Source organism: Chloroflexus sp. (assembly GCF_049970315.1).
Taxonomy (GTDB): Bacteria; Chloroflexota; Chloroflexia; order Chloroflexales; family Chloroflexaceae; genus Chloroflexus.
The window spans coordinates 92,778-110,168 of sequence record NZ_JBMFNE010000014.1 but is presented as its reverse complement, the minus strand read 5'-3'; the positions used below and the strand labels follow the sequence as shown (position 1 = coordinate 110,168).

Here is a 17,391-nt window from a genome sequence, read left to right as displayed (position 1 = left end):
GGGTGGTGCAGGAGCGCCACCTCCTGCCTGACGGGTCCTCCAACCCCGCAGCCGCAATGCGTGGCGGCTTGGCACGACTGCGGTTTAGGCCTCGCCCGGTTCGCTCGCCGCTACAACGGGCGTCGCTCGCTCTTCCTCCGGCTACTGAGATGTTTCAGTTGGCCGGGTTCCCGCTCCCAACGGGAGCGCCACCAGCTGGTGGCGGGTTGCCCCATTCGGAAACCTCCGGATCACAGCCTGCACGCGGCTCCCCGGAGCATATCGGTGCCTTGCCCCGTCCTTCTTCGGCACGCAGCGCCGTGGCATCCATCGTGTGCTCATCATGTCTTCCCTCCGTCGGGACCAACGCGGTCCGACGGCGCACCGGCTCGGGTGGACACGAGCTCGGTGCAACGCAGATGGTCTAGACGGTTCTATCGCGTGAGTTGTCAAGGTACGACCGACCCGACGGCGAAAAAAAGCGGTGCAGGCACGATGTGCTGCGCCGACGAGCGACGGGTCGTTTGGTGCGGAGCGTGCCCGTGTGGGCCGTTTTCCGGGTCAACCGCCGTGCGATTGACGGTGAGGAGTATAGCAAGGCTTGCCCGTTTTGTCAAGCGAGAAAACTATCGAGATGCAAAAACGCCTTTTTTGGCTTAATAATGAGCTAAAAACGACTTACAAGCAACCGATGTCAGCCCAACACGACTCCGACATTTTCAAAGCACTTTGATTACAGATAGTATTCGACCTCTTTACATCTCATGCTATAATATAAAGCAACGCCACCACTGTGAAGAAAATCACCAACGGATCGCGCGAGTCTGCGCCAAGTGAAAGCGTAGGAGAAAGTGAAAGAGTTCTTCCGCCTCAGCCGCAAAGGATTTACCGGGCGCGACGATATAGACAGCGCCCAAATCCCAGACGATTTGTGGGTGAAGTGCAGCGCATGTCGTGAGCTGATCTACAAGAAGCAGCTTAACGACAATCTGAAGGTTTGTCCGAAATGTGGGCACCATATGCGGATGAGTGCCCACGAGTGGATTGGTCTGCTCGATGTCGGTTCATTCCGGGAAATGGATTCCAACCTGCTACCAACCGACCCGCTCGGCTTCGTCGCTGCCGATGAGAGCTACGCCACCAAGTTAGCTAAAACGCAGCAGCGCACCGGTATGACCGATGCAGTGATCTCCGGTGTCGGTGCTATCAGTGGTATCCGGCTCTGCATCGCTGTGGCCGATTTCTCGTTTATGGGTGCCTCGATGGGTAGCGTCTACGGTGAGAAAATGGCCCGTGCTGCCGAACGTGCAGCCGAACTAGGCGTACCGCTGTTGACGATCAATACCTCGGGTGGCGCGCGCCAGCAAGAAGGTGTGATCGGCTTGATGCAAATGGCAAAGATCACAATGGCACTTACTCGCCTTGCCGAAGCCGGTCAGCCTCATATTGCTCTGCTGGTCGATCCGTGCTACGGTGGTGTGACCGCCTCGTATCCCTCGGTAGCCGATATTATTATCGCCGAACCGGGTGCCAACATCGGTTTTGCCGGTAAGCGGTTGATCGAGCAGATTATGCGACAAAAGCTGCCGGCCGGTTTTCAGACCGCCGAGTTTATGCTGGAACACGGTATGATCGATATGGTGGTGCCACGGAGTGAGATGCGGGAAACGCTCGCTCGCATTCTAAAGCTCTATCAACAGCGACAAGCACCGGCGGCAAAAGCTGATCTTGCAGCACGACGTGCAACATTGCCGCAACCGATTATGTAGTATCACGCGAGGCACGGTTATGGAAGAGACTCCGCAGCAGGAAACTATCACACCGTGGGATCGCGTGCAGTTGGCGCGCCACCCACAACGTCCACATACGCTCGATTATATCGCTACCCTCTGTGAGGATTTTGTCGAGCTTCACGGTGATCGTCGCTTTGGTGATGACCCGGCAATCGTGGGTGGTATGGCGACATTTGCCGGCCAAACGGTGATGGTCATCGGCCATCAGAAGGGGAACGATACCCGCGAGAATATGCGGCGCAATTTTGGTATGCCGCATCCTGAAGGGTACCGCAAGGCACAACGGTTGATGCGTCACGCCGAGAAGTTTGGTATGCCGGTGATATGCTTTGTCGACACACCCGCCGCCGATCCTACCAAGGGATCGGAAGAACGTGGTCAAGCAAATGCTATCGCCGAAAGCATTATGCTGATGACAACGCTGCGGGTACCGAGTATTGCTGTCGTTATCGGCGAGGGCGGTAGCGGTGGAGCATTAGCCATTAGCGTTGCTGACCGGATTCTGATGCAGGAAAATTCGATCTATTCCGTGGCGCCACCGGAGGCAGCGGCTTCTATCTTGTGGCGTGACGCTGCGAAAGCACCGGAAGCGGCCAAGGCGCTAAAATTGACGGCAGCCGATCTCTATGCGCTTCGGATTATCGATGAGGTAATCCCTGAACCACCCGGTGGTGCCCATGCCGACCGTCTTACGGCAATTACCACCGTCGGTGAGCGGCTACGTTCCCATCTCACCGATTTGCAACAGCGTGACCTCGACACCCTTCTGCGTGAACGCTACCAGAAGTATCGTTCGATGGGGCAATTTCAAGAACAGCAGATGGATTTCTTCGCCCGGCGATAGTCTGGGTTTCGGAAAGCTCAGAGGAGAGGTGTTGCGAGGCAACACCTCTCCTTTTTTTGGCGGTACGTCACTATATGTACGCACGCATGAGGAGTACTACCCCTATTTTTAGTACTATATGACTATTCGCATCATGATGACTTTTTATTCATCAAGTGTTACAGTACGGGAGGCGAGCAACGGTCATAGCTAATCGCACAACCAGACACGTTCTATGCACCAAACACTACGTCTCGCACTGATAGGCCTCCTGATAATTAGCTCGTTTCTCTTCATCCCAACTCAAGCGGCAACACCCCTGAGCTGCCCTGCCGATCGGTCGCACCTCATTGAACGTTTTGGTGGTCGTTGGTTTTTGGTAGGTGCCAATGTACCGTGGCTTAATGGTGGCTTTGGTGCCGATTTCGCAACCGTCGAGGAATGGAACCAACACACCTACGATCCAAACGCAACTCGGATCATGTTTCGCACGTTACGCCAGCAAGGGGCTAATACCGTGCGTTGGTGGCTGTTTGCCGATGGTCGTGGGGCACCTGAGTTTAATACTAACAGCGGCGGTGCTGTGACCGGTCTTGATGCCGATTTCTTACCCGCTCTTGCCAGCGCGATTCAGATTGCTGCCGAAGAGGATGTGTATCTCGTATTCAATCTCTGGAGCTTTGACATGCTTATGGCAGACTCGACGGTATCTGGACGAGGCGAGCATGCAGGCGGTCATCGCGATCTCATCGTCGATCCGGTTAAACGAGCTTCATTTATCAATAATGCACTGCTGCCGATGCTACGCTATTCGGTTGACAGCAGCGGTTATACCATCGGCACTCATCCGAATGTGTTGGCCTGGGACATTTTTAATGAGCCGGAGTTTGGGATCAATGAGCCACCGCACTTCACACCGGCTCATAACGTCACCCAACCGGTAACGCTAACCCAAATGCAACAGTTCATTGCCGAGATCTCCGGCGCGATCCACCGTAATTCCAATCAATTAACGACCGTAGGTAGTGCTTCGATGAAGTGGAATAGCACCGGTGCACTCGGTGCTGTCGGTAATTTCTGGAATGATACCGCCCTCACTGCCTACGATCCACAAGGCTATCTCGATTTTTACCAAATTCATTATTACGGCTGGATGAACGGTGATGAGACATACTGGAGCTATTCACCGCTGTTCAACGATTGGTACGAAGGTCGTTTTGACAAACCGATGGTGATCGGTGAAGTACCGGCCAATGCCAGTGGCACCAACCGTACCCCTACCCAATTACTAGCTGAACTACGCTCTAATTGTTATGCCGGAGTATGGGTATGGCCCTATTTCAACGTGAACGATGGCACCGGCGAGTGGTCGAATGCCGCGAGTGCAGTACAAGCTATCGCCAATGCGGTCCCGGCTGAAGTGCGGATTACTGCTAATACGCTCTCGCCACGGGTCTACATTCCGCTGGCATTACGCTAACAACCGTAACTTTTTGGCTATCGGTAACGACATGATGAATGGAAACACCATAGTGTGGCCGTCAATCCTCCCCCTCGGCGACACTATGGGTTTCCGTAGTCGGCAGCGACGCCTTCAGACCAACTCTCCCCTGGGTCTGAAGGCATTGTTGCGCGAGAAATAGGGAGGCATCAATGCAACAACGGATTTTGCTCGTCTCCTTGAGTCTGATTTTAGTGAGTAGCTTGATCTGGCTTGGCCGACAACCATCCCCGGTGGCCGTTGCCAATGCTGGCACTCGCCAGTTTATCCCTTTGATCATGAAACCGTCAATCTTCACCGAGACGTTTACCGGCGAGCCATCACAACCACAAAGCTGGAACCCGCCTAATTGGGATGTGACGATACATTCGCGTGATGTCAATACATGGTATCAACTCGAACCAATGCCTGCCGAGCACGGTACCGATTGTACGCCACCACCTGCTTTGCGTTCGATCAGTAGCTACGAGGAGGCAGTATACGTCTGCCGCAATCACCTGATGACGGCTATCAAAGCAAGCGGTTATGGCGTGATCTACCTGACCCCCAACCATATGGTCGATTTTAGCGGTGGGACGGCTACCATTCGCTTTGATGTGTCCACGCTCCGTACTAGTCTGCGCGATTGGATCGATCTTTGGATCAGTCCGTACAACGATCATCTTCAACTCCCGCTCGATATGACAGTCGATTTGAGTGGGCCACCACGCAACGCTGTCCAAATACGAATGGATCTGAGTGGGAACTTCTTTGATGCGGTGATCTACCGCAACTTCCAGCCAACTGTCATCGATGGGACACCGATCCCGTATGACCGTTTTCTCACCCCAAGCTCAACCCGACGTGACACGTTTGAATTACAAATTTCGCGGACCCACATCAAGTTCGGGATACCAGCTTACAACTTCTACTGGATCGATACGCGCATCGCCGATCTCGGATGGGATCAAGGGGTCGTGCAGTTTGGTCATCACTCGTACAATCCATTGAAAGATTGTGCAACCTGCCGCGCTGGGACGTGGCACTGGGACAATGTAACGATCACTCCGACCCGACCGTTTACGATGATCGCTGCAGACCGACGCTACGTTGATCGCGCCAGTCCGGTTGTCACACTTGCAGCACCTGCACCGGCCAACGCTCGCCTCCGCTTCACCGGCATCGGACCTAATTTACAAGTTCGGTTCGATAACGGCACTTGGCAAGCAGCTCAAGTACAAGCCCATGACACCCGTTACTTTAAAGACGAACATTTCCGCAGTTACTGGATGCCCATTCCGGCCGGTGTCACTCGCATCGAGTTTCGGGGCGATAGGTGGTGGGGCGCTGACTGGCACGTCCGGGAAATCAGCGTATGGGCGTTACCGTGAGGACTCATCGTAGTAAGGCTTAGGAAAGCACAGACCAGTTGTCACGTTTGCAGCCTGCGCCAACAGTTTGGCGACACGTGTTGCATTCTGCACCGCATCAAAATAACGTTCGGCGTGATGTCTAGCGGCTTGCGCCATCTGCCATCGGGTATCGGGTTGCTCTCCCAAGAGGCGTAGACGGGCGGCAAGAGCCGTCGGATCATTGGGAGGCACCAGAAAGCCATTCACCCCATCACGCACAATATCAGGAAGGCCACCAACCGGGGTTGCAATGACCGGCACCCCACAAGCGATCGCTTCAAGGGCAGCAATCCCAAACGCCTCCGCTTGGGTTGGGAAGACGAAGACGTCGGCTTGACGGTATAACTCGATTAAACGTGGCGAATTGGGGGTAAGATCGCGATAAACATACACACCGGCAGTTGGTTCGATTGGGCTGCGGGTAACCAGATGCACCTCAATCGGGATGGGAAGCTGCTGTATGGCCGCTAGCAGGGTTGGTCCACCTTTCCGATAAAAATCGCCACCGACGAACAGCACGCGCAAAGGGCCGGGCATTCGATCACGTGCCGGCTGCCAACGGGACAAATCGATACCGGGCGGAATAACCTCAATCCGATCGGGATGCACTCCATACTCACGGATCAGTGAGTCACGTACCCAGTGCGACCACGGTAATACCCACGCTGCACGCTGAAAGAGCCGCCGATTCAGCCAATGCTTTACAGACGACTCTATCCCCAGTCGATCGGCACGATGATGGTAGAAACTTGCCATTTCATCGTACTGACGAGGAGTAATATCGGTTGCTATCAGATACGGACGCCGTTGCACGATCCCTCCGGCAATGGCGGCAGGTGCTTGCGTATTAAAGAGGGCTACATCATACTCTGCCTGACGCAATGCCTGTCGTACCTGCTGCCGACCACGCAATATCCCTCGCACTGTCTTCGGTAGGGGTAGTCGTTCAATCAAGCCACCGGCTTGATAGTATGTTATCTCAGCCCATTGAGCTTGCACCTGCGGCTGGCGCGCGAATCCAAATCGCAGATTTTCGGCATATGTGCGATGGCCAAGATGTTGTTCGAGAATGAAGAGTACACGGATCATGCATCACCGCTTTCTGAGTTTTTCACACCAACCAACAACCGATACGACGCAATGATACCTGCTATCGCTTGTCCGTTAACCAGCGACCGACTCGGTAACACCTTCACGTTCGGTTGGTGTTTCATTGATCTTCACCACGCGGGCCGGAATGCCTACCACCGTTGCCCCGGATGGTACATCGCGCGTCACCACGGCATTGGCACCAATCCGCGCCCGATCACCCACCGTAATGCCGCCTAACACCCGCGCACCAGCACCGATAAACACCTCATCACCGATGATCGGAAAGGCCCATTCGTTGCGCATCCCAATGGTGACCGCCGCTACAATCGTGCAATTCCGACCGATACGTTGCGGCGCTATCACCGTCCCAATCGGATGCGCAATGTACAACCCACCACCGATGTCAGCTCCGACAACAATCTCAAGACCGTAACGCCGGTAGATCCGCCGTTGGATATAGCCAGGGAGAAAGGGAATACCACGCTGCTTACACCATGACCCCAAACGAAACCAGAACATCGCCCGTAACGGCAAATGGCGAAAGAGCAGCACAATGACTTGACGTAGTGTGAGTGGTTCGGTACTGATCTGGCCTGGCACGACCCAACGGCGTGCATCTTGCAGAAAAAGTTCCCACATCGGCGGCTCCTCTCAGAGTTGTGTTGCTTCAACGATGGTCGGCATTGCAAAGAACCGGTCGCGTCCGCCCAATTCGTCGGCCACTCCTTGGTAGTAACGCAAATTAAAGATCGCGCTGTAGATGGGACGGCTCCCTCGCTCACCGAATAGCCGATGCGCTAGTAGCGCCAGCCGGGGTAAGATGATCAGTACAAGAGCACTCGCCCGTGGACGGTCGAGCAAAACCCACACTAACCAACGGGTTAGTTGATTACGCTGCGCAAATTCTCGACGCACAAAACCGAGCAGATCAACCTGCTGTTCACGGCCAAAGATGATGTCATTTCGTCCGTATGCGTAGGGTGTTGCCAACCACGACGTAAAGCTCCGATCGGCATAGTGATAACCGACGGCCTGCGGTGCAAAGACAAATTCAACACCAAGCTTATTGAGCCGATACGCCAACTCAATATCTTCGGCACGCCGAAACCGTTCATCAAAGCCACCCGCTGCCAATACCAACTGCCGGGCCAACGAAGTGTTCCCGGTGTAGAATTGCCGGGCCGTTGCCGGCCAGATTCCGCTCGTCATTGCACGATACTGCTTTTCCAGCATCGCCTGCTCCCACGCTACCCACGGTGACAAGCGGGCATCAGGCGGGGTCAGCATCGGTCCAAGCACTACCCACTGCTCACGTTCATTGTGCAGCCGCATGTGTTCAGCAATAAGATTGGGAGCCGGAACCACATCATCGTCGAGGAACAAAATGATCGGGCCACGAGCCGCTGCAATCCCCCGATTGCGCGCTGCTGCCGGCCCGGCGTTGGCTTGCTGAATAAAGTGCAAGTGAAATGACGTTTGGGCGTGTTGGCAGAACGCAACAGTACCATCGGTCGATCCATCAGAGACGATCACAACCTCAAAAGACGAATGGGGGTACGTCTGCTTGCCAAGCGCTGTTAACACTCGCTGTAGACGATCACAGCGGTTGTAGGTGGGAATGACAACACTGACCGTTGGGAATTGATCCTTCATACTCGTTACAAATGACGAATCACACGTGCCGGCACGCCGGCAGCAAGCGAACGCGGGGGAATACTCTTGGTCACAACACTCCCGGCTCCAACCACACTCCCCGCCCCAATCGTTACTCCACTCAGCACTGTCACCCGTCCGCCTAACCATACATTCTCTTCGAGAACAATCGGCGCTGAGGGCGGTCGTTCTTGGCGATGTTCCGGTTCGAGGCGGTGAAAATCATTATCCATAATCATCGCGTAAGTACCGATATTACAGCGAGGACCAATCCGTACCAGCTCAGTCGCGGCAATAGAACACCCATAATTGATGAATGTCCCTGCTCCAATCTCCAAACAGGCTCCGGGAGCAACGGCTAGTTCTAGCGGCACGACGGTCGAAACCAGCCGCGCACGCTCACCGATAACTAAACGTCCGCCTTTATGTACCACCGGTCGCCCCCACAACCGAACTCTTGGCCCCAATTCAGCGCCGCGCAGATACCACCGCGCTCGTAATACGGCTAGAATGTCGCTGACAATATCGGTAAGAGGACGTGATGGCATGACCTGTTGCTCCCTTACGCTATCACCATCATAGTAGCTCATCGAGATGAACAGGTTCTAAACAAAATAGACATGTGAGCTAACAGTTTCGTTGCGCATTTTAGTTTCGTTTAGCGAGTTGCACAGGCACATGGTGCTCGACCAAGCAACGAACAGCATAAACCGACACTATCGTAACATGGAGATGCCCTTTCAAACTAGAGCAGGATTTCCTCACTCTTATGCCTTATACTTTGCTACCGGTATATCTCATTCGTCAGCTTAGTCGTTAGCGTTCCCCTCCGCTCTAGCAACCAGCAACACTTCAGCGGCACGCGCTGCATCGCGCATCTGGCGCAATTGCGCACCGCTGACGAACCCTTCGTCCGGCGACAACCGGAATCCGTCCCAAAACCCACGTAACCGCTGGCGCGCGAAGAACAACTCGCGTCGGTCGCCGCGTAATGCTTTTGGAATCGCTTTGAAGGTAAGCTTGACTTCGCGAGCTAAAAACCATGCACCGGCAAATAGGTCGCCACGACGAGTGAAACGACCAAAATTACCACCATTACCGTATTGATAGCGAGCAAAGAGCGCTTCAGCCTCATCTCGCGAGCGGAAACCGTGTGTATGCACCACTTCAATATGAGGACAGATTTTATATCGCGCACCACTGCGCACAATGCGCCAACACAAATCGGTATCGTCGGAGGCGCGCAACCGGCTACCGGGGCCGCAAAATTCATCGTAGCCACCGATGCGATCCAAAAGACGCCGACGCATACTGAAATTTGCACCCGAAGCGTGCAAGGGAAAGCGCCACCGTGACAGATACGGCCATGCCTCAAATTCGGGTGTATAGCCGGTATCTGGATCATACGGCGGTGCGGTGAGGCGTCCGGCAATAAAATCGAGTTCTGGATCGGCGCTAAACTCAGCCACGATCTGTTCAAGCCAATCAGGTCGCACTTCGATATCATCATCGATCAAAGCTATAATCTCGCCCTGACTGGCTGCGATACCTACATTGCGTGAGCTAGCCGCCCCAAAACCGGGCCGCCGATTGAACAGATAGTGAAAACGTGGATCGGTATGGAACGGCGCTGTTATTTGCAAACTTGCATTGTCGGGACTTTGATCAACAACGAAGAGTTCAAAGTTCTGATAGGTACTGCGAAAGACACTCTGGACCGCGTCAAATAACGCTTGCGGGCGTTGCTTGGTAGGAACGATAATTGATACAAGCATGGTAGTCTCGCTATTTACAACGACTGCTCGACAACGGCAGATCGCGTAGCGCGCTGATAGACCAAGTATTCAGGATCAATGGGAACGGCCAACCCACGTACACAACCGCGGATCAGAGCAATGAGCCGACCTAAGCCACGTGGGCGGCGAAGGCGCAGTAGGGGCCGCAGCGGCTCGATGAATGCCGGAACGAGTAACTCGTACAACAACACGATACCTGCTCGCCAATAACCGGCCTTCAGCGGCTTGATATATGCCGCACCTAGCCCTTCCCAATCACGTGTAGCCAACTCGCGTGCTTCGGACCATGTGCGAAAACCGTCGTGAATCACATACGTAGCAGGCGTTTCAACTACATACCAACCATGCACAATCGCCCGCAAGGCAAGATCGGCATCCTCCGCAGAAGGGAATCGCCCGCCTGCTCCTAAGGACTCGTCGAAGCCACCCATGGCGAGGACCAGATCGCGCCGTACAGCCATCCCGGCACCGATTCCCCGCGCACGACATTTGGCCCAAAAGGTACGCACAACTGCCCGTTGGCGACGTTGATAGGCCGGGATGAAACCGGCCGACTCATCATGCGGTCCCGGCACAACATTGCAGAACACGACGGCTGCGCGTGGCTCGCGCGTCAGTTCAGACTCGATGCTCTGTAACCAAGTAGACGGTACGCGGCAATCGTCATCGGTGAAGGCGACAAATGGAGACCGGGCGAGTTGCAGTCCAATGTTGCGCGCTATGCCCAACCCTTGTGTGGGCGACGCCACATACCGTAAGCGTGGATCGGCTTGAAAACGCTGAAGCGCGTTCGCGGTAACCGTATCAGTACTCTGATCGACCACGATCAGCTCAAACGATGGATGATCGTTGCGTAAGATGCTCGTGGCTGCACTGACAACACGTTCACCCCGATTACGAGTACAAATAACAGCACTTATCGTTGGTAAGCTCATCTCCCCCCCTTACCACTTAACATCAAAACCCTCGGTGTTCGGCACGCGAGATGATGACCGGTATGCCGGCAAACCTAACAGTTCTGGCACCGTAACAATCTCGTAACCTTCACTACGTAGCCAAGGAGTCAGCAAGCGTACCGCTCGTGCTGTCTCCGTTTTCTCCCACCGTATCTGGTTCGACACCGAATCGTGCATTAAGATGATCGAACCGGGTTTGACTAAGGGCTTGATTTGAGCTACCAAGTGCTCGGCCGGAACTTCCGGCACCTTCCAATCGTCGGGGTAAATATCCCACCCAATCACAGCATACCCACGTTGCCGAAGACGTTGACCTTCCCACGGTGTTAGCCATCCCCACGGCGGACGGTAGAGATGGGGCCGACACCCGATCACTTGGGCAATTGCGTCGTCTGCTGCATCAATATGCTCACCACCACGCAGGAGCAAGCCGGCTTTGCGGCTATGCATCATCGAATGGTTGCCGATGACATGCCCCTCGGTAAACGCACGTTGCACCACATCAGGATGCCACTGCACACTCAATCCAACACAAAAGAATGTCGCTTTTACGCCTAATTCACCGAGCGTATCGAGTAATTGTTCGGTACACGGTTTGCCTGGCCCATCATCGAACGTAAACGCAACAGCTCGCCGTGTACGCGGCCCGTGATTGTAATAGTAGCCAAAGCCGCCATAGGGCGGACTGAGGATCAGATTGCCTATCTGATCGACAACCCGCGTTACCGCTGTTTTCAGACTCATCGTGTTCCTCCCCCTACGAACACGGTGCCTAGACCGCCGATGACACGGTTGTATCGTTTGAAATAGCTTGCCTACGCTGGAACAGTCTCCGATAAAGATGAGCACCCAACAACGCACGTAATGCCATCGCTACCGTACCCTTTTGGAAGAGAGTCTCCCCTGGGCTGACTTGTAAACCCACCCGGAAGAACTGCCAGCCTAGCCGCACGTTGCCGCTAAAGACGGCATCGGCTGCAAACGAGATCAATGCCCGCTGTCGCGCTTTGCGGTAGAGCCATCGCTGTCGCTGCCGTTCCTCAGCCGGCATAAGACTAAACGTCCAATCAAAAATACGGAACAGTTCGAGGATCGCATTGCGTAGTGCGGCAGGATTTTTCGACATACTCGATGGGTGGCGACGGTAAGCGTACAGCATCTCGTCGACATAGGCGACATCGCCAAAATGGCACAAGCCTAACCACATCTGTGCATCAAGCGACCAAATCAGGGTAGGATCGTAGCCTCCGATGGCTTCATAGGCGCTCTTGCGAATCATAGTACCGCTATGCTGCGGATACCCCTTGAGTAAGAAATCAGCAAAGACGTCACGACCATCACGAATATAGCTATGATCAGCAGCACGACTGACAAAGTTGAGCGTCCATTCATTGGCGTATAGCCCGTAGGCACTAAACACCATGACAACCTGCGGGTTCTGTTCAAGAATGGCAACCTGTTGGGCGAAAGCATGCTGCGATACTACCCAATCGTCTGCCGAGATAACGCTAAGATACCGACCACGTGATTCCTGCATCCCTTCGATTAACGAGGCAACGAAGCCCTTATTCTGTTCGTGATGGATCAAACGTACCCGTGGATCGTGTAAGTACGGCTCGATCACTGCCAACGAGTTATCGGTTGAACAATCGTTGATCAGAATAAGCTCGAAATCGCGAAAGCTCTGTTGCAAAATCGAGTCGAGACAATTGGGCAGATAATAGGCATAGTTGTAATTCAACACTGTCACCGATAATAGCGGGGCCGTTGTTGTTTGCATGACCACCTCCTTATCATCAGTGCGTACAGGCCGCCGCCAATGTCGCGACGATATAGTCTTGATCTTCATCGGTCATTTGCGGATACAGTGGCAGAATAATGCTGCGATCTTGCCCATACTCTGACCACGGCAGATGATAGCCCTCAGAGCGGTGGTAAGGTCGCTCGCGATGCGCACACATGATCCCGCGCCGGGTGGCAATCCCGTGATCGAGCATATATTGCATCACCGCACGCTGGTCGCACCATTCCGGCAGATAAATGGAGAAGCTTTGCCAATTGGTACGGGCATACGGCGGTTCGACCGGCACACCAACTCCCGGAATAGTTTGGAGTAGCTCGACATAACGGGCCGCCAATCGTCGGCGGATCGGCACGATCTCTGCCAAACGCCGCAATTGTTCACGTCCGACTGCCGCCTGAATATCTGTCATGCGGTAGTTGTAGCCAACAACGTTGTATTCTTCAAAAATCACGCGATTGGCGAGATGACGTACCCGATCGTTGACACTCATCCCATGCTGGCGCAAGAGTCGAAACAGCTCGGCATACTCGGGATTATTGGTGGTGAGCATACCACCATCGCCGGTACTTAACACTTTGCGTGGATGGAACGAGAAACAGGCGATTACTCCGTGCGGCTTGCCGATCTTTTCCCACTGCCCCTGCCAGAAGATTTCGCTCCCGATAGCACAAGCCGCATCCTCAATAACCGGCAAACCGTGCGTTTGGGCGATCGTAGTAATCTGCGCCAAATCGGCCGGCATTCCCATCTGATGCACCGTCAGGATCGCTTTGGTACGCGGCGTGATAGCGGCCTCGATTAACGACGGATCCATGTTGTGCGTTTGCGGATCGACATCGACAAACACCGGCTCAGCACCGCAATAACGCACACTGTTGGCCGTTGCAATGTATGAATGACTGACGGTAATCACTTCATCACCGGGACCGATTCCAACCGCTAACAAGGCTAGATGCAGCGCAGTGGTGCAATTCGAGACGGCTACCGCATATTGAGCACCGGTGTAAGCGGCGAACTCTTGCTCGAATGCAGCCACCTCTGGCCCTTGCGTGATCCAACCCGACAAAATGACACGCTGCGCTGCTTCCGCCTCGGCAGAACCCATCACCGGCCTGGTCAGTGGGATGTGGCGTTTCACTGTTGCTGTCATGGCCACGTAATCTCCTCTTTTTTCCAGTTGTGAACCCGCTCTTCGGCCAGCAAATCCTCAACGGCAACCCCACGTGACAGGTACCATTCATGCAAACGCCGTAACCCTTCGTGTAATGAGATGGTCGGTGTAAAGCCGAGTACCTGTTGCGCACGTGAACTGTCAGCGTACAAGCGCAACACGTCACCCGGTCGTGGTTCATCGTGTACTATCGGTGTCTCCGGGTTACCCACAACGGCAGCCACGGTGCGACCCAGCTCGTTGATCGAGATTTCACGGCCCTGTCCAACATTAAACGTGCCTCCAATCGCCATTTCGACCATTCCGGCCAGCATAATACCCCGTGCAGTATCGCTAACGAAGGTAAAATCACGGGTCTGGGTGCCATCACCGAAGATGACCATCGGCTTGCCGACCATCGCCCGTAACATAAACTTTGGGATCACCTCACCGCTATCGCCTTCGTGATGGCTACGCGGCCCGAAGCTATTAAACGGACGCACCACGACGGTCGGGTAGCGATAGCTTTCCCAAAAGGCACGAGTATAACACTCACCGGCTAACTTACCTCCGCCGTAGACGGTCATCGGAAACGTCGGATGCTCTTCGGTCATCGGTACCCAGCGCGCAGTGCCGTATACTTCTGAACTTGACACATACACAAAGCGCGGCACGTCGGCACGACGCGCTAAGTCGAGCAACGTAAGTGTGCCGGTTGCATTGACATCGTGGTTCTCGAACGGATCGTGCAAGCTGTGACGCACGCCAAGACAGGCTAAGTGATAAACTATCTCGACTCCGCGTAGCAGGCGGGTCATAGCATCGCGATCACGTATATCAACGACGACCAATTCCACATCGGCATCGCGCACGTGGGCAAGATTGTCGCGTTTCCCGTTGACCAAATTATCAACCACGATAACCCGATGGCCGGCAGCGGCCAATTGTGTCACCAGTTCACTCCCGATAAAGCCGGCGCCACCGGTGACCAAGATGCGTTTTGTTGTCATAGGTTATCCTTCAGGTACACGTTATCGGTTGGTTGTTCCATACTCAACTGCAAAGATCGACTGCATCCAACCCTGCATCGCGTTTGCCACGACCTGTTGCTGTTCTACAGTCAGTTCGGGGAAGATCGGAAGCGAGAGAACTTCAGCCGCAGCAGATTCGGCGTGCGGAAAATCACCCGACCGATAGCCTAACTCGGCGAACGCTTTTTGCAAATGTACCGGGATCGGATAATGAATGCCGGTACTCACGCCATGCTCGTGCAAATACGCTTGTAACTCATCACGACGCGGATCGCGGATTGCATATATGTGATAGACGTGACGCCGGTCAGGGAGGGCAATCGGTGTACGCACCCCCAATGGAGCTAACAGCGCATCGTAGCGGGCCGCAGCCGCGCGGCGTAGCTCTGTCCACTGTTCGATATAGCGCATCTTGACCCGCAAAATCGCGCCCTGTATTCCCTCCAGGCGGTAGTTGAAGCCTTTAAGATCGTGATAGTAGCGTCGCTCAGCACCCCAATCACGGAGCATACGCACGGTGCGGGCCAGTTCGGGGTGATTGGTCGTTACTGCTCCACCTTCACCATACGCGCCGAGGTTTTTGCCCGGATAAAAGCTGAAGCAACCTAGATCGCCGATGCTACCAACCCGTCGACCTTTGTATTCGGCCCCGTGTGCCTGAGCTGCATCTTCAATCACGACCAGCCCATGCTTGCGCGCAATCGCCATAATTGCATCCATCTCGGCGGGCTGACCGTACAAATGCACCGGAATAATGGCCTTGGTCCGTGGTGTAATCGCCGCTTCGATCTGAGCCGGATCAATCGTGAAGGTTACCGGATCAATATCGACAAACACCGGGCGCGCACCGGTATAATCAATGGCCGAAACGGTGGCGATAAAGGTATGTGGGGTTGTAATGACCTCATCACCGCGCCCAACCCCCGCCGCCAGCAACGCTACATGCAGCGCGCTGGTACCCGAATTTACACCTATTGCATATTGGCATTGGGTATAGGCGGCAAATATCTCTTCAAATGCTGCCACCTCTTTTCCCAATACGAATTGGGTACTCACCAGTGTATCGAGAACGGCTCGATCAATCTCTTCTTTGATCGAGAGATATTGGGCTTTCAGATCAACGAACGGGATCATAAATACTCCTTTACACGGTTAAAGGCGCAGTGCAATCACAACTACATACCGGACAGTTCCACCGGCTGACCACGATTCGCCATCGAATACGAAGCTGCCTCCAAAATGCGGATGACACGCAGGCCGGCATAGCCATCCGAGAGCGGTCGGCGCCCATTACGCACACAATCCACGAAATGTTCAGCTTCGATCTTAAGGGCCTCGACATTGTCGAGCCGCGGTGCCCACATATCGCCGGTGCGGTAGCCAACATGACGCTGGTAGACAGCATCTTTACTTTCGCTGATAATGATGCCTTTGTCGTACACCTTCACCTTCTCACTCATCTCAATGTCGTCATAGACAATCATCTTTTCCGATCCACCAATGAGGGTTTGGCGGATCTTCACCGGCGCCATCCAATTGACATGAAAATGAGCAATGAGGTTGTTGGCAAAATAGCAGGTGAGATAGGCCATATTTTCTGGCTTACCCAACACATGCGCCATACCGGTCGCTGCGATCATCGTTGGGCTGGCCCCAACCAGATAGTCCATAATCGAGAGATCATGGACTGCTAAATCCCACAATACGTTCACATCATTTTGGAAAAGCCCAAGATTGACCCGCACCGAGTCGTAGTAGTAGAGTGTGCCAAGCGTACCGCTATCGATCAATTCTTTAATCTTGCGCACGGCACTGGTATAGATAAATGTATGATCAACCATTAATGTCAACCCACGACTCTCGGCTTCTTTAATTAACCGCTCGGCTTGGGCGACAGTTGACGTGAACGGTTTCTCGACCAGCACGTGTTTGCCGGCCTGTAAGGCCATGAGGGCTAGCTCGAAGTGTGACGACACTGGTGTCGCTACCACTACCGCATCAAGAGCAGGATGTTTCAGCATATCGATGACATCAGCGTAGGTCTTCACCGACGGGTAGACTTGCTCGACCAATGCACGACGCTCGGCCCGTTGGTCACAAACAGCAACCACTCGTGCGCCGGCAACTTGGGCAAAGTTACGCACAAGATTAGGCCCCCAGTAGCCATATCCGATAACACCAATGCCGATCATACCGATTCCTAACTTTGTCAGATTCAGGATGAAAATGAAGCCTGGTGCACATCCGCTTCGTCTCGATTGTACGCACTGATCATGATGTTTAGATGAATAGAGGAAGAGTAGATATGAGATGTTCGTTACATATTTTGATATGTCAGATTTTGAGTAACTGCCTACCCATTTTCCGGGAAATGAGTTAACCTATCGCCATGGTCGAGAATCTGCTGGAAATCGACGCCCTG

At 54.1% G+C, this 17,391-nt stretch carries 16 protein-coding genes and 1 rRNA gene; 4 read left to right on the top strand and 13 right to left on the bottom strand.

The window, feature by feature from the left end; genetic code table 11:
- Nucleotides 1-333, bottom strand: a 23S ribosomal RNA gene (locus ACP5OT_RS11275); the annotation flags it as partial.
- Nucleotides 334-830: 497 nt separating this feature from the next.
- Between ACP5OT_RS11275 and accD the strand changes: the two genes are divergently transcribed.
- The 4 genes from accD (at nt 831) to ACP5OT_RS11255 (ending at nt 5,466) form a co-directional block, all read left to right on the top strand.
- The gene (gene accD, locus ACP5OT_RS11270) at nt 831-1,748 is read left to right on the top strand and encodes an acetyl-CoA carboxylase, carboxyltransferase subunit beta (RefSeq protein ID WP_424677202.1); all 918 of its coding nucleotides are present in this window, start codon (nt 831-833) and stop codon (nt 1,746-1,748) included.
- A gap of 19 nt (nt 1,749-1,767) precedes the next feature.
- A complete protein-coding gene (locus ACP5OT_RS11265) occupies nt 1,768-2,616 on the top strand; it encodes an acetyl-CoA carboxylase carboxyltransferase subunit alpha (RefSeq protein ID WP_424677203.1) in 849 nt (282 codons plus the stop codon).
- A 214-nt stretch (nt 2,617-2,830) separates the two neighbouring features.
- The gene (locus ACP5OT_RS11260) at nt 2,831-4,075 is read left to right on the top strand and encodes a hypothetical protein (protein WP_424677204.1); all 1,245 of its coding nucleotides are present in this window, start codon (nt 2,831-2,833) and stop codon (nt 4,073-4,075) included.
- A 173-nt stretch (nt 4,076-4,248) separates the two neighbouring features.
- Nucleotides 4,249-5,466, top strand: a complete 1,218-nt coding sequence (locus tag ACP5OT_RS11255; protein ID WP_424677205.1) for a hypothetical protein — start codon at nt 4,249-4,251, stop codon at nt 5,464-5,466.
- Here ACP5OT_RS11255 and ACP5OT_RS11250 read toward each other — a convergent pair.
- The 12 genes from ACP5OT_RS11250 to ACP5OT_RS11195 all read right to left on the bottom strand — a co-directional run bounded on the left by ACP5OT_RS11250 (nt 5,458) and on the right by ACP5OT_RS11195 (nt 17,161).
- Nucleotides 5,458-6,576: a glycosyltransferase family 4 protein gene (locus ACP5OT_RS11250; RefSeq protein ID WP_428132157.1), complete on the bottom strand. Its 1,119-nt coding sequence runs from the start codon at nt 6,574-6,576 to the stop codon at nt 5,458-5,460. The genes ACP5OT_RS11255 and ACP5OT_RS11250 overlap by 9 nt on opposite strands.
- Nucleotides 6,577-6,651: 75 nt before the next feature.
- Entirely contained in the window at nt 6,652-7,218 is a 567-nt protein-coding gene (locus tag ACP5OT_RS11245) for a serine O-acetyltransferase (protein WP_424677207.1), read from the bottom strand.
- A gap of 12 nt (nt 7,219-7,230) precedes the next feature.
- The gene (gene epsD / locus ACP5OT_RS11240; protein ID WP_424677208.1) at nt 7,231-8,232 is read right to left on the bottom strand and encodes an exopolysaccharide biosynthesis glycosyltransferase EpsD; all 1,002 of its coding nucleotides are present in this window, start codon (nt 8,230-8,232) and stop codon (nt 7,231-7,233) included.
- A gap of 5 nt (nt 8,233-8,237) precedes the next feature.
- Nucleotides 8,238-8,780 carry an acyltransferase gene (locus tag ACP5OT_RS11235; RefSeq protein ID WP_424677209.1) on the bottom strand — a complete coding sequence of 181 codons (543 nt, stop codon included), beginning with the start codon at nt 8,778-8,780 and terminating at the stop codon, nt 8,238-8,240.
- 261 nt (nt 8,781-9,041) lie between these two features.
- Nucleotides 9,042-10,007 carry a glycosyltransferase family 2 protein gene (locus ACP5OT_RS11230; protein ID WP_424677210.1) on the bottom strand — a complete coding sequence of 322 codons (966 nt, stop codon included), beginning with the start codon at nt 10,005-10,007 and terminating at the stop codon, nt 9,042-9,044.
- A gap of 14 nt (nt 10,008-10,021) precedes the next feature.
- Entirely contained in the window at nt 10,022-10,963 is a 942-nt protein-coding gene (locus tag ACP5OT_RS11225) for a glycosyltransferase family 2 protein (RefSeq protein WP_424677211.1), read from the bottom strand.
- Between the two features lie 9 nt (nt 10,964-10,972).
- Nucleotides 10,973-11,728, bottom strand: coding sequence for a polysaccharide deacetylase family protein (locus ACP5OT_RS11220; protein WP_424677212.1), 756 nt, complete (start codon nt 11,726-11,728; stop codon nt 10,973-10,975).
- A gap of 28 nt (nt 11,729-11,756) precedes the next feature.
- Complete coding sequence (locus ACP5OT_RS11215; protein WP_424677213.1) at nt 11,757-12,764, bottom strand: glycosyltransferase family 2 protein; 1,008 nt, start codon at nt 12,762-12,764, stop codon at nt 11,757-11,759.
- Nucleotides 12,765-12,780: 16 nt separating this feature from the next.
- Entirely contained in the window at nt 12,781-13,938 is a 1,158-nt protein-coding gene (locus ACP5OT_RS11210) for a DegT/DnrJ/EryC1/StrS family aminotransferase (protein ID WP_424677214.1), read from the bottom strand.
- Complete coding sequence (locus ACP5OT_RS11205; RefSeq protein WP_424677215.1) at nt 13,935-14,948, bottom strand: SDR family NAD(P)-dependent oxidoreductase; 1,014 nt, start codon at nt 14,946-14,948, stop codon at nt 13,935-13,937. Before ACP5OT_RS11205 ends, ACP5OT_RS11210 begins: the two co-directional genes overlap by 4 nt.
- Before the next feature lie 21 nt (nt 14,949-14,969).
- Nucleotides 14,970-16,103 carry a DegT/DnrJ/EryC1/StrS family aminotransferase gene (locus ACP5OT_RS11200; protein ID WP_424677216.1) on the bottom strand — a complete coding sequence of 378 codons (1,134 nt, stop codon included), beginning with the start codon at nt 16,101-16,103 and terminating at the stop codon, nt 14,970-14,972.
- A 41-nt stretch (nt 16,104-16,144) separates the two neighbouring features.
- Nucleotides 16,145-17,161: a Gfo/Idh/MocA family protein gene (locus ACP5OT_RS11195; protein ID WP_428132153.1), complete on the bottom strand. Its 1,017-nt coding sequence runs from the start codon at nt 17,159-17,161 to the stop codon at nt 16,145-16,147.
- Nucleotides 17,162-17,391: the final 230 nt, after the last annotated feature.

Bases quoted from the DNA above. Each gene is read 5' to 3' on its own strand.
- ACP5OT_RS11235 (WP_424677209.1), bottom strand. From the start codon at position 8,780: ATGCCATCACGTCCTCTTACCGATATTGTCAGCGACATTCTAGCCGTA.
- ACP5OT_RS11210 (WP_424677214.1), bottom strand. From the start codon at position 13,938: ATGACAGCAACAGTGAAACGCCACATCCCACTGACCAGGCCGGTGATG.
- ACP5OT_RS11205 (WP_424677215.1), bottom strand. From the start codon at position 14,948: ATGACAACAAAACGCATCTTGGTCACCGGTGGCGCCGGCTTTATCGGG.
- ACP5OT_RS11245 (WP_424677207.1), bottom strand. From the start codon at position 7,218: ATGTGGGAACTTTTTCTGCAAGATGCACGCCGTTGGGTCGTGCCAGGC.
- ACP5OT_RS11200 (WP_424677216.1), bottom strand. From the start codon at position 16,103: ATGATCCCGTTCGTTGATCTGAAAGCCCAATATCTCTCGATCAAAGAA.
- ACP5OT_RS11255 (WP_424677205.1), top strand. From the start codon at position 4,249: ATGCAACAACGGATTTTGCTCGTCTCCTTGAGTCTGATTTTAGTGAGT.
- ACP5OT_RS11260 (WP_424677204.1), top strand. From the start codon at position 2,831: ATGCACCAAACACTACGTCTCGCACTGATAGGCCTCCTGATAATTAGC.
- ACP5OT_RS11225 (WP_424677211.1), bottom strand. From the start codon at position 10,963: ATGAGCTTACCAACGATAAGTGCTGTTATTTGTACTCGTAATCGGGGT.
- ACP5OT_RS11220 (WP_424677212.1), bottom strand. From the start codon at position 11,728: ATGAGTCTGAAAACAGCGGTAACGCGGGTTGTCGATCAGATAGGCAAT.
- ACP5OT_RS11195 (WP_428132153.1), bottom strand. From the start codon at position 17,161: ATGATCGGCATTGGTGTTATCGGATATGGCTACTGGGGGCCTAATCTT.
- ACP5OT_RS11250 (WP_428132157.1), bottom strand. From the start codon at position 6,576: ATGATCCGTGTACTCTTCATTCTCGAACAACATCTTGGCCATCGCACA.
- ACP5OT_RS11265 (WP_424677203.1), top strand. From the start codon at position 1,768: ATGGAAGAGACTCCGCAGCAGGAAACTATCACACCGTGGGATCGCGTG.
- ACP5OT_RS11215 (WP_424677213.1), bottom strand. From the start codon at position 12,764: ATGCAAACAACAACGGCCCCGCTATTATCGGTGACAGTGTTGAATTAC.
- epsD (WP_424677208.1), bottom strand. From the start codon at position 8,232: ATGAAGGATCAATTCCCAACGGTCAGTGTTGTCATTCCCACCTACAAC.
- ACP5OT_RS11230 (WP_424677210.1), bottom strand. From the start codon at position 10,007: ATGCTTGTATCAATTATCGTTCCTACCAAGCAACGCCCGCAAGCGTTA.